This window comes from Nocardiopsis coralliicola, assembly GCF_054779695.1.
The window spans coordinates 154,735-167,908 of record NZ_BAAGXT010000006.1; the positions used below are offsets into that span (position 1 = coordinate 154,735).

The following is a 13,174-nucleotide window of genomic DNA, read 5'->3' on the forward strand; positions in this document are numbered from 1 at the left end:
GGCCGCAGCCGATTCCGCGGAGCTGCCGCCGGACCAGCGGCGATGCGGTTGGTGACCGGATGAGGCCACCGCGTGACGAATCTCGCGTTCCGGCAGGCCCGGATGGCCGCTCAGGCATCGCCGGAACCCGTGACGAACGCCGTGACGGCTTCCGTGAGGGCATCGGCGGCGTCCTCCTGCCATGCCGGATCGGTGAGCAGCTCCGCGTCGGCGGTACTGCGCATGTTGCCGGCCTCCAGGAACACCTTCGGTACCGTCGACAGGTTGAGGCCGCCCAGGTCGGTGCGCTCGTCCAGGCCGTCCTCGGCGAGGTAGTCGGCGACCGGGATTCCGGCGGACTCGGCATAGGAGTCGCGGACCAGTTCGGCCAGGTCCGCGGAGGGGCCGACCACGTCGCCGTTGCCCTCCACCGGGCCGGGCGCGATCACGTGGAAGCCGCGGCCGGACTCCGGGCCGCCGTCGGCGTGCAGCGAGATCGCGGCGTCCGCGCCGGCCTCGTTGCCGATCGCTGCGCGCTCGTCCACGCAGGGCCCGACGCCCTCGTCGTCCTCGCGGGTGAGCACCACCTCCGCGCCGCTGTCCTCCAGGCGCTCCTGCAGCAGCGTCGCCAGCGACCAGGTGAAGGCGTGCTCGGGGTCGCCGTCCGCGGTTTCGGCGCCGACCGTGTCGCACGCCTTCTCCTCGCCGCCCGGTCCCGACGGCACCAGCGCGCTGATCTCGCCGGCGGCGTCGGCGTTGCCGCCGTTGTGGCCGGGGTCGATCACCACGGTGGCGCCGTCCAGCGGGCCGCCGCCGGCTGCGTCTCCGCCATCCTTGCCTCCGCCGTCGGCACCGCTGCCGCCGGCTTCCGGGGGGCCGGCCCCGGAGTCCGCCGAGGGCTCCCCGCCGGGGGATGCGCAGGCGGTGGCGGCGAGCAGCGCCGCAGCGGCGAGCAGGGGCGAGAGTCTGTTCGGCATGCGCCGTCCTGGATCGGGGGTGCGGCCGAAACACGGGAGGTTTCGGGCGGGGGCCACCACAACCTAGCGCTTCGGTGGAACGCACGGCGCTGGCAACACGTCATATCGTGAGTAAGGCGGTGGGAACCTCCCGCCCCCGAGAGGTGATGAGATGCGCAAGTCCAACCGCGCCGCGGCAGGGGCGGCTGCATGGCAGGCACTCTCCGAGGCGGCGCAGCCGGGAAGGCCGTCGGTGTGGGCCCGGGCCGGAGCGGTCCCCCGCATGGTGGGCGCCCGCCTGCGCGGCCGCTACACGGAGATGCCGAAGTCGCGCCTGCTCCTGTTCATCGCGGCCGTCCTCTACATCGTCAGCCCGGTCGACCTGGTGCCCGAGCTGTTCATCCCCTTCCTCGGGCTGGCCGACGACGCGTTCATCGCCGTCTGGCTCACGTCCGGGCTCCTCGGCGAGACCGAGCGCTTCCTCGCGTGGGAGAACAGCGGTCCCCTCCGCGATGAGGAGTACATCCAGGGGCACGTCGTCGATTAGCGACGGCGCAGACACCGCTGCGGCCCCCGCCCTGAACGCCAGGGCGGGGGCCGCAGTGTTGTGCACCCCGGGCCGCCGGAGCTGCCGGAGAGGGGAGCTAAGGTCTCTATTGCAAACAATTCGCAATAAGTGAGGTGTCATGGCGGACGTGCGGGCGCTTGCGGCCGGGCTGGGAGCAGGGCTCCTGCTGCTGGCAGGGTGCAGCGCCGGGGACGATGCGGGCGGGAACACGCTGACGTACGCACTCGGCGACGAGCCGGAGGACTTCAACCCGGTCCTCGTCGACGAGCACCTCGACCCCGTCACCCAGATGGTGTTCCGAGGGCTCACCGAGCACGGTGCCGACGGCGCCCCGGTGCCCGGCCTCGCCGAGTCGTGGGACGTCTCCGACGACGGCCGCACCTACACCTTCGCCCTGCGCGAGGGCGTCACGTGGCACGACGGGGAGCCGTTCACCGCCGCCGACGTCGTCTTCACCGTGGAGTCGGTCCGCGACGGCGGCTTCGCCACCAGCAACAAGTTCGCGGCGGTGGAGGAGATCACCGCCGACGGCGACCACGCGGTCACCCTGCACCTGTCCGAACCGGCGCCTGCGCTGCTGGACAGCCTCTCCAACGGCATCCTCCCCGAGCACCTGCTCGCCGAGAAGGGCATCGACGACCCGGACTTCGGCGCCGACCCGGTCGGCACCGGGCCGTTCCGGCTGGACACCTGGAAGCACGGCGAGTACGCGACCGTCACCGCGTTCGAGGACTACTACGGCGGCGCGCCCTCGCTCGACTCCATCACCGTCGCCTACGTGCCCGACGCCTCCGCGCGCCTCATGCGGCTGCAGAGCGGCGAGGTCGACGCGGCCTCGCTGGAACCCGAGCAGGCCGACGGCTTCAACGAGGAGGGCCTGCGGCTGGAGGTGTTCCCCACCGCCGACTACCGCGGAGTCCTGTTCAACATGGAGGACGAGCGCTTCGCCGACCCCGCACCGCGGAAGGCGATGAACTACGCCGTCGACCGGGACGAGCTCGTCGACCTCGTGCTGCACGGATACGGCGAGCCCGCCTCCGGCCCGCTCGACCGCGACCCGTTCGGTACCGGCGCCGCCGACTACGGCACCTCGCCCGACCAGGACCGGGTCGACGAACTCATGGAAGACGCCGGGTGGAAGCGCAACAGCGACCGGATCTGGGAGAAGGACGGCACGCCCTACTCCTTCGAGCTGACCACGTTCGCCGAAGACGGCGTGCGCAGCGCCATGACCGAGGTGGTCGCCACCCAGCTGCGCGCCGCCGGCTTCGACGTCACCGCCGCACCGCGCCCCCGCGACGCCGTCGAATGGGAGGAGGTCGAGGGCTTCCTGATCGGCTGGGGCACGCCCTACGACGCCGACGGCTCCCTCTACGGGCCCTACCACTCGGAGGAAGCGCTGGCCGAGGGCGGCTCCAACTACGGCAGCTACGCCGATGAGGACGTCGACGCCGCGCTGGAGGCCGGCCGCGGGACCAGCAGCACCGGCGAGCGCACCGACGCCTACGGCGCGCTGCAGGAGGCGCTGGTCGACAACCCGCCCTACGTCTACCTGACCTACCTCGACGCGGTGAACGCCGTCCCCGAGGACCTGCGCGGCGTCCGCGAGCGCACGCTGGCCCACCACGGCTACGGCTTCTTCGCCGATGCCGAGGAGTGGACCCGCGGGCAATGACCGGGTTCGCGCTGCGCAGGGCCGCGGCCGCGCTCGCCGTGCTGGCCGGGCTCTCGGTCTTCTGCTTCCTGCTGCTGGAGGCGGCGCCGGGCGACCCGGCCCGCGCGGCACTGGAGGCGCGCTCCGGCGGCCGGCCGGTGCCCGAGGCCGCGGTCGCCGCCGAGCGCGCCGCGATGGGCCTCGACCAGCCGCTGCCGGTGCGCTACGCGGAGTGGGCCGGCGGGGTCCTCCGCGGCGACTTCGGCGTCTCCGTACTGCACGGCCGCCCGGTCGCCGGCGAGATCGCGGCGGCGCTGCCGTGGACGCTGGTGCTGCTCGCCGCGGCAACCGCGGTGAGCCTCGCCGGCGCCCTTGCGGTGGGCCTGGCGGCCGGCCTGGCGCGGAGCGCCGTGCTCCGGCGCGGGATCGAGCTGGCCATGTTCGTCCTCGGCGGCCTGCCCGGGTTCGTCGGCGCGCTGCTGCTGCTCTTCACCGGGGCGGTGTGGCTCGGCTGGTTCCCGTCCGGCGGACTGGGCCGGCCGGGTGCCGAACCCGGTGCCGCAGCGGTCGCGTCCGCGGTCGTCCTGCCCGCACTGGCGCTGGCGTTCGGCCACCACTTCGGCGTGTACGTGCGACTGGTCGAGACGGGGGTGCGGCGCATGCGCGGCGCACCGCACGTGCGCGCGGCAGCCGCGCGCGGCATCCCGGCGCGCGCGGTGCGGCTCCGGCACGTGCTGCGGCCCGGCCTGGTGCCGTTCGCGGCCCGGTTCGGCGTCGGCACCGCGCAGCTGATCGCGGGCGCAGCCGCGGTGGAGGCCGTCTTCGCCTGGCCGGGCCTCGGCCGGCTCACCCTGGAGGCGGCGCAGGCCCGCGACTTCCCGGTCCTGCTCGCCGCCGTTCTGGTCACCGGCGCCGCAGTCGTCGCGGCCGGCTTCGCCGCCGACCTGGCGGCCGCACGCCTCGACCCCCGCACCCGCCGCACCGCCCCGCACCCCGAGCCGGCCGGATGAGCGCCCGCCCGATGAGCGCCAGTGCGCTGCGGACGCGGCGGCGCGACCTGCCCGTGCTCCCGCCGGCCGACCGCGCACCCGCCCCGGCGGCAGCCGCGCGGCCCGCCCGCACGCGCCGCTGCACCCCGAACGCGGAACCCTGCGCCCTGGCCGTCCGGGAGCGGACGCGCCGCGCCCTCCTTCCTGCAGACGGCCGCGTCCCGGCGGGACGCGGTGCCGCGGCCTCCGCCTGCGCACCGGTACCAGGGTGCGCGAGCGCTTCCTGCGCCGGGGCCTCGGCAAACGGCGGTGCGCTGCCCGGCACCTGGGGCCCGGAGCCAGAGAACGACGTGCCGTTCGCGGACGGCAGGGGCCGCCGCGAGCCCGCCTGGTCCGCGGCCGAGCCGCTGCCCACCCCCTCCGTGACCCCCTTCGCCGCGCCGCTCCGGCAGCCCGGAACGGTCCGGCCGGCGGGCACGCCCGCCGGCCGGACCGCGCCGGCAGAGTCCCGCGGGAGCCGGCGCGGAACTGCGCCGCAGGGCGGAGGCGCGGGCTTCGTCCGCGCCGACGTGCGTCCGCCGATGGCTTCGGAAGCCGGCCTGACCGGAGGAGCCGATCCCGCGGTAGCGCGCGGAGCCCTGAGGCGCTGCCGGCTGCGCGCCTCGGCGTGCGCGTTCGCTGCAGGCGCCGGCCCGATCAGGGGCGGCGCCGTGCGGCTGGGAGGGATCCGATGAGTGCGGGTGTGCACTCCGCCGTCCGGGCCGGGCGTCCGGGCCGGGCTGCTGCGGCCGGGGTACTCGTGCTCGCCGGGGCGGCCGCGGTGCTGGCGCCGGTCCTGGCGCCGCACGACCCCGCGGCCACCAACGCCGCCGCGGCCGCCCTGCCGCCGTTCTCCCCGGACCACCCGCTCGGCACCGACCCGCTCGGCCGGGACCTGCTCTCCCGCATGCTGTACGGCGCGCGGCTGTCGCTCGCGGTGGGGCTCGCCGCCGGCGGTGCCGCCGTTGCCGCGGGGACCCTGCTCGGTGCGCTCGCCGCCGTCGGCCCCCGGTTCGTCGACACGGCCATCACGCGCACCGCCGAGGCGCTCCTCGCGCTGCCGATGATGCTCGTCGCGCTGGCCCTCGCCGCGGTCGCGGGCCCGTCGGCCGGCACGGTCGCCGCCGCCGTCGCGGTCACCGGATGGATGCCGGTCGCCCTGATCGCCCGCGCAGAGGTCGCCGCGCTCGCCGAGCGCCCCTTCGTGCGCGCCGCCCGCTCGCTCGGCCTCAGCCGCACCCGCGTCCTGGTGCGCCACCTGCTGCCCAACGCGCTGCCGCCGATCGCCTCGGTGGCCGCCTTCGAGGTCGGCCACGCCATCCTCACCGAGTCGACCCTGAGCTTCCTCGGTGTCGGCCTGCCACCCAACACCCCCAGCTGGGGCACGCTGCTCGCCGACGCGCGCTCGGTGCTGCTCACCGGCCAGTGGTACGCGGTGGCGCTGCCCGCGGCGGCGATCGTCGCCGTCATCACCGCCGTCAACGTGCTCGCCGCCGGCGCCGGCCGGCGCGGAGCGGAAGGGAGGGCCTGGTGAGCCCCGTACTGGCGGTGTCCGGGCTGCGGATCGCCGCCGGCGGCCGAACCGTCGTCGACGGCCTCGACCTGGACCTGTACCCGGGCGAGGTCACGGCCCTCGTCGGTCGCAGCGGCAGTGGCAAGAGCCTCACGGCACTGGCGCTCCTCGGGCTGCTCCCGGACGGCGCCGCCGCGTCCGGGAGCGCCGTGTACGCGCCTCCCGGGGGAGTCCCGGCGGACCTCCTCGCGCTGCCGGAGCGCGACCGGGAGCGGGTGCGCGGCGCCGGTATCGGCTTGGTCTTCCAAGATGCACAGGCCAGCCTGAACCCGACCCTCACCGTCCGGCGGCACTTCACCGAGACGCTGGCGGCGCACGGCGTGCCGCGCCGCGCCCGGGCGGACCGGGGCCGCCGCGCGCTCCTCGCGGCCGGGCTGGCGGATCCGGACGGCATGCTCGCCGCGTACCCCTTCGAGCTCTCCGGCGGCCAGGCGCAGCGGGTCGCCGTCGCCCTCGCCCGCGCCGCCGGCCCGTGCGTGCTGATCGCCGACGAGGCCACGTCGCACCTCGACCCCGTCGCCCAGGCCGCCGTCCTCGACACGCTGCGCGCCGACGCCGCAGGGGCCGGGGGGCAGGACCGGGCAGCCGGCCGCGCGGTGCTGCTCATCACGCACGACCTCGCCGTCGCGGGGCGCTGGGCCGACCGGGTCGCCGTCCTCGATGGCGGACGGATCGTGGAGGCCGGCCCCGTGCAGCGGCTGCTCGGCGCTCCCGCGCACCCGTTCACCGCCGCCCTCGTGCGCGCCTCGGGGGCCGCGCGGTGACCGGGCTGGAGTGCACCGGAGTCGTCCGCCGGCCGGCCACCGGCCGGGGCCGCCGCCGCGTCACCGCGCTGGACGGCGTCGACTTCGCCGTCGCCCCCGGCGAATCCGTCGCCGTGGTGGGGCGCAGCGGCTCCGGGAAGACGACGCTGGTGGGGGTGCTGGCGCTGCTGGACCGGCCGCAGCACGGCCGGATCGCCGTGACCGGCGCAGACGGCGGCAGTACCGACGTGTGGGCCATGCCGGAGCGCCGCCGGCGGGAACTGCGGCGCCGCGTCGGCTGGATCCCGCAGGACCCGCTCGCCGCGTTCGATCCGCGCTACACCGTCGGTGAGGTGGTGGCGGAGGCGCTGCCCGGCAGCGGCCGGCCCGGCGCCCGAGCGGGCGGTGCCGCGACGGCCGCGCTCCTGGCGCGGGTGGGGCTCGACCCCGCTGCCGCGGGGCGCTGGCCGGCGTCCCTCTCCGGCGGTGAGCGGCGCCGGGTGGCGGTGGCCCGCGCCCTTGCCGCGGACCCGGACGTGCTGCTGGCCGACGAGCCGACCGCGGGTCTCGACGTCCTCGCCCAGGACGAGGTGCTCGGCGTGCTGGACGGGGCGATGCAGGGCCGCACCCGCGTGGTCGTCACGCACGACCTGCGCATCGCCCGCCGGATGGCCGACCGCATTGTGGTCCTCGACGAGGGCCGCGTCGCTGCGGACCTCCCGGCCGCCACCCCCGACGGAGACGCCCGCGCGGCGTCTCCCGCCCTGGCCCTCCTGATCGACGCGACCCCCTGAACCGGGGCGCGGCGGGCGGCCCGCGGCCGCCCAGCGGCCCCCCGGGGAGCCGCTGGGTGTTCTGCCTGCCGCGGGCACGGCCGCGGACACGCGAAGGGCGGGCCGCCGATGGCGGCCCGCCCCGGTCCCGACCCCGGTCGCACCGGGTTCGGACGCTCCCCCCGGAAACGGCACGTGCCGGGGGAGATCACTCCGAGCGCTGGCTGGGGATGCCGGAGAGCAGAGCGCGGACCTCGGTCTCGCGGTAGCGGCGATGACCGCCCAGAGTCCGAATCGAAGTCAGTTTGCCGGCCTTAGCCCAGCGCGTGACGGTCTTGGGGTCCACGCGGAACATGGTGGCGACCTCGGCAGGGGTCAGCAGGGGCTCCGCCTCGGGCGTGCGAGTCGACATGTGTACGGCCTCTCCTCCTGGATCTGTGTGCCGATCCTGAGCCTTAATCCTGGCACTTGGCCCGGATGTCCAATATTTGCCCGGAGGCCCATATTGGCATCACCCGAGGTGATTGCACAGCCACTTACCGCGACTTGATCTGAAGAGAGGTTTCAAAGTCGCCCAAGTGCTGCGTCACGCTGAGTGATTCTAGCGACACGTTTAGTGGCATGTGGCGTATTCGGTCAAAACTTCGTTCTCCGGCCCTGTTTTTCTCGATCCGGCGGACCGAAAGTGCTACCGGGCTCGGGTCGGAACCGGTCCGGGGGATGGGGGCTGGCCGGTTTTCCTCCTGGCAGGCGCCCTGAAGTCGGAGGTGGGCGCGCGGGCCGGTATCTAGGTCTACCCCCCTCCGCGGCGAGGCTGCCGCACGTGCAGACCCCCGGCGTGGCATGGGGTCTCGATTACTGAGAGTGCACTCAGTGACGACGTGACCACAGTCTATGTGGATGTCTATCGGCGGGTATGCCCACTTTCGGCAAACTTGACGCGATCTGTGCCGCTCCGGACCGCTTCTACGTCGCTGACGTGGGAAGAGATATGTGGCGCTCGGTGAGAAACCTGGTACACCAGGTTGCCGTTCGGCGTGGCGCGCGCCGCGTCCGCGGCCGCACTGGCGCTCTGGCGAGCAGAAACACGAGCCGGTCTCAGGTCTGCGGCCTCCGCGGGGGGACGCAAGGGCCGCGGGCCGCCGACGCACCGTGACCGCCGCCGCGGGGCTGCCGCCCGGACGGCGCTGCCCGCGGCGCGGCGCGGGCAGCGCCGCGCAGCCCCGCGGGTGCGCGCGCACCCGGGCCCCGGACGGCCGGGCGCCGGAGGTCCGGAGCGGGCAGCGGCGCCGGCCTCAGTTGGCGTGTTCGAGCGCCTGGATGGACTTCCAGCGCCGCGCGGTGCGCCGGTACATGGCCACGGCCAGCTCGTCCTGGCCGGTCTCCAGCCCGGTCAGCGCGGCGGCGATCTCGGCCACCGATTCGTCGTCGCGCAGCCGCTCGTCGTCGAGCAGGTGGACCAGGCCGCCGTAGTCGAGCTCGACGAGGGCATCCGGATGGGCGACCGCCGCGAGCCAGTCCTCCAGCTCCTCGGTTTCGCCGAGGAGGGCGCCGTCGCCGATGTGCTCCTGCAGGATGCCGACCGCGTGCTCGAGCCGCTGGCGCGCCAGCGACGCCTCAGTGACGTAGAGGAGGACGCGCGTCCCGGCCTGCTGCGGGGCCCGGCCGGAGCCGGCCGGAGCCGCAGGGGAGCCGCTGGGCGCCGCCCCGGGCCCGTCCTCACCGCTCGCGGCGCCGGAGCCGGTCTCGGCGGAGGCGTCGCCGTCCTCGGCGCGCCCGTCCAGCACGAGGCAGCGCTCCTCAGCGGCGAACGGGGCGAACCACGGGATGGGCACGGTCCAGTTGCTGGAGCGGATCTGGGTGCGCAGCGGCTCTCCGCGCTCGCGCCAGCGCTCGAACGCCTGCTCCGCTCCGTCGGCCACCCGGTCCGGCAGGAAGGCCCGGCGCAGTGCCGCCGGCGTCTCCTCGCGGAATGTGCGCAGCGCCACCCAGGAGCGCAGCCGCGTCTGCCACGGGCAGACATAGACCGCGCCGCCCATCCGGCGGACATAGGCGTGCCCGCTCTCCCCGGCCGGAGCCGGCACCGGCGGCAGCGCCACCACGCGGCGCAGGCTCTCGGCGTGCTCGGCGGCGACCGCGTCCGCGCGCCGGGGCCGCTCAACCGAGGCGGCGTAGTCCCGCCAGTAGGCCCGCTCAGCGGTGGGGAAGGCGGCCAGCGGCTGGTAAACCCGGAGATAGGCGGTGTAGGGCAGCACGCTCGCATCCTGGCATAAATCACGGTCCGCGGCACCGGTTCGACCGGGGCCGGACGGCTCCCGCCGGGCAGCGGCGCACCCGCTCGGACCAGTGCGGGCACGGGTACTGAGCGGCCGGCCCGCGATGCGGCCCGGCCGCTGCCCTCCGCCCGGTCGGCGGCGGTGCGCCGGTGCTGCCCGTTTGGCGTGGGCGGCGTAGGCAGGTCCGTTCCAAACCGGGTACGGTTGTATCCGTACGTAAGCTGGCGCCTGACGTCAGTGCGCTGAGGGCCGTCAGCCCGGCATTGCGGATTTGCTAGTGATCTGGGGTTTCGTCAAACCCAATCGTTGAGGGGGTCGAGCCAATGGGGCGCGGCCGAGCCAAGGCCAAGCAGCAGAAGGTCGCACGGCAGCTGAAGTACAGCTCCGGGGGGACCGATCTTGACCGGCTGCGGTCAGAGCTGGGTGTCGCTGAGGACGAAGCGGGGCCGTCGCAGGGGGGCAGCGATCCCTATGACGACCTTGTCGACCGTTACGCGGACCTAGCGGAGGAGTACACCACGCCCGACGAGCCTGCGGAGGACGAGTCCTCGGACCGCCGCCGCTAGAGCCGACGGGCGCGGCGGCGGCAGGGTGGGTCTCCATCCCCGGTCCGCGCCGATCTCCGCCTGACCGAGTCCGACGGTGCGCAGAGCCGAGGCGGTCCACCGCGGTGGCCGCCACGGCTGTGCCTGTCTGCATCCGCTCCCGGCGACGGGGGCGCTCCGCCGGCTGAGGGGCGGTGCCCACGGGGCACCGCCCCTGCGCCATGTCTGGCCCGGGTGCCGGTGCCCCCGCCACCGCTGGCGGAGCGGCGGGCAGCCGCCCCACCGCGCCGCGTCCGCCACCGGGCAGGACGCCGGCGGCGATGCGGTCGGCGGGGGCCGCCGTCACGCGACCGCCCCGCGCCCCTGCGGCGCACCGTGCTCCCGGTCTACCGCGTAGTCGCCGGTCAGCCGCGCGCCGTCGCCGGGCTCCACGGTGCCGAGCTGCCAGGCCGGAACCCCGCGCTCCGCCAGGATGTCCAGGGCCGCGCCGGCGTCCGCGGCGTCCACGATCGCGACCATGCCGACGCCCATATTGAACGTCGCCTCCATGTCGTCCCGGGACAGCCCGCCGCGGTCGGCGAGGAAGCGGAACACCGCCGGCGGGGTCCAGCTGGACCGGTCGATCCGGGTGCCCAGCCCCTCCGGCAGCGACCGGGCCAGATTGGCCGCCAGGCCGCCCCCGGTGACGTGGGCGAACGCGTGCACGCCGGTGCGCTGCGCCAGGTCCAGGCAGTCGCGCGCGTAGATGCGGGTGGGGGTGAGCAGCGCCGCACCGAGCTCGCCGCCCAGCTCCGGCACCGTCTCGGTGAGCTCCAGGCCGACCTCGTCGACCACCCGGCGGATCAGCGAGTAGCCGTTGGAGTGCGGGCCGGAGGACGCCATGGCGATGACCGCGTCGCCCGCCCGCACCCGGTCCGGGCCGAGCACGCCGTCGGCCTCCACCACACCGGTGCCGGCGCCGGCCAGGTCGTACTCGCCGGGCCGCATCGCGCCCGGGTGCTCGGCGGTCTCACCGCCGATCAGCGCGCAGCCCGCCGCGGCGCAGCCGTCCGCGATGCCGCCGACGATCGCCGCGATCTGCTCCGGCACCACCGCGCCGGTCGCGATGTAGTCGGTCATGAACAGCGGCTCGGCGCCCACCACGACCAGGTCGTCGACGACCATGCCGACCAGGTCGCGGCCGATCGTGTCGTGCCGGTCCAGCTGCTGGGCGAGGAGGACCTTCGTGCCGACACCGTCGGTGGAGGTGGCGAGCACCGGCGCGGTGTAGGACGCCGTGTCGAGCCGGAACAGCCCGGCGAAGCCGCTGGCGTCGCGGACCTGCTCGGGCCGCGCGGTGCGGGCGACGTGCCGCTTCATCAGGTCGACGGCGCGCTCGCCGGCGGCGATATCGACGCCGGCGGCGGCGTAGGCGGACCGGGCCTCTGCCACGGGGATCCTCTCGTCGGGCGGTGCGCCGGGTCCCGGCGCGGGCTGGGGCGGTGCTGCTGGGCGGGCTGATGCGGCGCAGTGCGGGCGGAGGTATCCGCGGGGAGCGCGGCGCTGCGGGGCCGGTGCGCGGGACCGCAGCCGGGCGGCCCCGCACGGCGCCTAGCGGGCTCCGGATGCGGCGGGAGTGCCGCAGGACTTCTCCAGCAGGAACTTGCCGCGGCTGGCCTCGTCCACCTCGATCGGGTAGACGCCGTCGAAGCAGGCCCGGCAGAGCTGCCCGGCCGGGACCCGGGTGGCCTCGGTGAGGTCCTCCAGGCCGACGAAGGCCAGCGAGTCGGCGTTGATCGAGGCGCGGATGCCTTCGGTGTCCAGCGAGCCGGCGGCGAGTTCGGCCTTGCTGGCGAAGTCGACCCCGTAGTAGCAGGGCCACATCACCGGCGGGCTGGAGATGCGCACGTGGACCTCTGCCGCACCGGCCTCGCGCAGCATGCGCACCAGGGCGCGCTGCGTGTTGCCGCGCACGATCGAGTCGTCGACGACGACGAGCCGCCGCCCCTCGATCACGTCCCGCAGCGGGTTCAGCTTCAGCCGGATGCCGAGCTGGCGCAGCGTCTGGCTGGGCTGGATGAAGGTCCGGCCCACGTAGGAGTTCTTCACCAGGCCCTGGGCGAACGGGATGCCGCTGCCGCGGGCGTAGCCGACGGCGGCGGGCGTGCCCGACTCGGGGACCGGGATCACCAGGTCGGCGTCTGCCGGGTGGGCCGCGGCGAGGCGGCGGCCCACCTCCACCCGGGTGGAGTTGACGTTGCGCCCGGCGATGGTGGTGTCGGGGCGGGCCAGGTAGACGTACTCGAACAGGCAGCCCTTCGGGGCCGCCTCGGCGAACCGGAGCGAGCGCACGCCGCGCTCGTCGATGGTGATCAGCTCGCCGGGCTCGATCTCCCGCTCGACGACGGCGCCGACGATGTCCAGCGCGGCCGTCTCGCTCGCCACCACCCAGCCGGTGTCGCCCTGCTCGCCGCGGAGGCGGCCGAGGACGAACGGGCGGATGCCCTGCGGGTCGCGGGCGGCGTACAGGGTCCCCTCGTCCATGAAGACCAGGGAGAACGCGCCCTGGACCTTCGGAAGGACGTCGAGCGCAGCCTCTTCGGTGGTGCGCCGGGAGCTGGAGGCCATCAGGTTGGTGAGGACCTCGGTGTCGGTGGTGGCGCCCAGCCGGTCGCCCGGCAGCATCGACGCCAGCTCCGGCGTGTTGATCAGGTTGCCGTTGTGGCCGAGGGCCAGGCCGCCGTCGCGCGCCGAGTAGAAGGTGGGCTGGGCGTTCTCCCAGACGGGCGAGCCCGTGGTGGAGTACCGGCAGTGCCCGATGGCGATGTGCCCGCGCAGCGAGTCCAGCGTCGCCTCGTTGAAGACCTGGGAGACGAGCCCCATGTCCTTGTAGACGACGATGCGGTCACCGTCGCTGAGCGCGATGCCCGCGGATTCCTGGCCGCGGTGCTGCAGGGCGTAGAGGCCGAAGTAGGTGAGCTTGCTGACTTCTTCTCCGGGAGCCCAGACGCCGAAGACTCCGCACGCGTCCTGTGCGGGGCGTTCGAACGGGTCGATTTCTGCGTCTGCGCTGAGCCGGCCGTCGGAATGCGACACACCA

12 protein-coding genes are annotated in these 13,174 nt (G+C 75.1%); 7 read left to right on the top strand and 5 right to left on the bottom strand.

All coding sequences use genetic code 11. The features are described from left to right. Positions 1–110: 110 nt before the first annotated feature. Positions 111–956, bottom strand: coding sequence for an N-acetylmuramoyl-L-alanine amidase (locus ACYVGT_RS07390; RefSeq protein ID WP_460855680.1), 846 nt, complete (start codon positions 954–956; stop codon positions 111–113). Between the two features lie 151 nt (positions 957–1,107). Between ACYVGT_RS07390 and ACYVGT_RS07395 the strand changes: the two genes are divergently transcribed. From ACYVGT_RS07395 to ACYVGT_RS07420, 6 genes are all read left to right on the top strand, one after another. Then, positions 1,108–1,482 (top strand): YkvA family protein, encoded by a 375-nt coding sequence (locus ACYVGT_RS07395; RefSeq protein ID WP_460855681.1) that lies wholly within the window; start codon positions 1,108–1,110, stop codon positions 1,480–1,482. Between the two features lie 139 nt (positions 1,483–1,621). Further along, positions 1,622–3,178 (top strand): ABC transporter substrate-binding protein, encoded by a 1,557-nt coding sequence (locus ACYVGT_RS07400; protein WP_460855682.1) that lies wholly within the window; start codon positions 1,622–1,624, stop codon positions 3,176–3,178. Further along, positions 3,175–4,167, top strand: coding sequence for an ABC transporter permease (locus tag ACYVGT_RS07405; protein ID WP_460855683.1), 993 nt, complete (start codon positions 3,175–3,177; stop codon positions 4,165–4,167). Before ACYVGT_RS07400 ends, ACYVGT_RS07405 begins: the two co-directional genes overlap by 4 nt. 709 nt (positions 4,168–4,876) lie before the next feature. Next, a complete protein-coding gene (locus ACYVGT_RS07410) occupies positions 4,877–5,719 on the top strand; it encodes an ABC transporter permease (protein WP_460855684.1) in 843 nt (280 codons plus the stop codon). After that, complete coding sequence (locus ACYVGT_RS07415; protein WP_460855685.1) at positions 5,716–6,522, top strand: ATP-binding cassette domain-containing protein; 807 nt, start codon at positions 5,716–5,718, stop codon at positions 6,520–6,522. The genes ACYVGT_RS07410 and ACYVGT_RS07415 overlap by 4 nt, the downstream gene beginning before the upstream one ends. Continuing rightward, positions 6,519–7,295 carry an ATP-binding cassette domain-containing protein gene (locus tag ACYVGT_RS07420; RefSeq protein ID WP_460855686.1) on the top strand — a complete coding sequence of 259 codons (777 nt, stop codon included), beginning with the start codon at positions 6,519–6,521 and terminating at the stop codon, positions 7,293–7,295. The genes ACYVGT_RS07415 and ACYVGT_RS07420 overlap by 4 nt, the downstream gene beginning before the upstream one ends. A 187-nt stretch (positions 7,296–7,482) precedes the next feature. On the opposite strand, the gene bldC is transcribed toward ACYVGT_RS07420, so the two are convergent. Both bldC and ACYVGT_RS07430 read right to left on the bottom strand, forming a co-directional pair. Further along, on the bottom strand, positions 7,483–7,686 hold the full coding sequence (bldC, locus tag ACYVGT_RS07425) for a developmental transcriptional regulator BldC (RefSeq protein ID WP_017593211.1): 204 nt from the start codon (positions 7,684–7,686) through the stop codon (positions 7,483–7,485). Between the two features lie 883 nt (positions 7,687–8,569). Beyond that, positions 8,570–9,529, bottom strand: coding sequence for a hypothetical protein (locus tag ACYVGT_RS07430; RefSeq protein WP_460855687.1), 960 nt, complete (start codon positions 9,527–9,529; stop codon positions 8,570–8,572). A gap of 344 nt (positions 9,530–9,873) precedes the next feature. On the opposite strand from ACYVGT_RS07430, the gene ACYVGT_RS07435 reads away from it, so the two are divergent. After that, positions 9,874–10,116, top strand: coding sequence for a DUF3073 domain-containing protein (locus ACYVGT_RS07435; protein WP_460855688.1), 243 nt, complete (start codon positions 9,874–9,876; stop codon positions 10,114–10,116). 321 nt (positions 10,117–10,437) lie between these two features. Here the strand turns inward: ACYVGT_RS07435 and purM are convergent, their stop codons facing one another. Then, on the bottom strand, positions 10,438–11,526 hold the full coding sequence (purM, locus tag ACYVGT_RS07440; RefSeq protein ID WP_460855690.1) for a phosphoribosylformylglycinamidine cyclo-ligase: 1,089 nt from the start codon (positions 11,524–11,526) through the stop codon (positions 10,438–10,440). Positions 11,527–11,685: 159 nt separating this feature from the next. Further along, positions 11,686–13,170 carry an amidophosphoribosyltransferase gene (gene purF, locus ACYVGT_RS07445; RefSeq protein WP_460855691.1) on the bottom strand — a complete coding sequence of 495 codons (1,485 nt, stop codon included), beginning with the start codon at positions 13,168–13,170 and terminating at the stop codon, positions 11,686–11,688. Positions 13,171–13,174 lie beyond the last annotated feature (4 nt).

Bases quoted from the DNA above. Each gene is read 5' to 3' on its own strand.
- ACYVGT_RS07390 (WP_460855680.1), bottom strand. From the start codon at position 956: ATGCCGAACAGACTCTCGCCCCTGCTCGCCGCTGCGGCGCTGCTCGCC.
- ACYVGT_RS07395 (WP_460855681.1), top strand. From the start codon at position 1,108: ATGCGCAAGTCCAACCGCGCCGCGGCAGGGGCGGCTGCATGGCAGGCA.
- ACYVGT_RS07400 (WP_460855682.1), top strand. From the start codon at position 1,622: ATGGCGGACGTGCGGGCGCTTGCGGCCGGGCTGGGAGCAGGGCTCCTG.
- ACYVGT_RS07405 (WP_460855683.1), top strand. From the start codon at position 3,175: ATGACCGGGTTCGCGCTGCGCAGGGCCGCGGCCGCGCTCGCCGTGCTG.
- ACYVGT_RS07410 (WP_460855684.1), top strand. From the start codon at position 4,877: ATGAGTGCGGGTGTGCACTCCGCCGTCCGGGCCGGGCGTCCGGGCCGG.
- bldC (WP_017593211.1), bottom strand. From the start codon at position 7,686: ATGTCGACTCGCACGCCCGAGGCGGAGCCCCTGCTGACCCCTGCCGAG.
- ACYVGT_RS07435 (WP_460855688.1), top strand. From the start codon at position 9,874: ATGGGGCGCGGCCGAGCCAAGGCCAAGCAGCAGAAGGTCGCACGGCAG.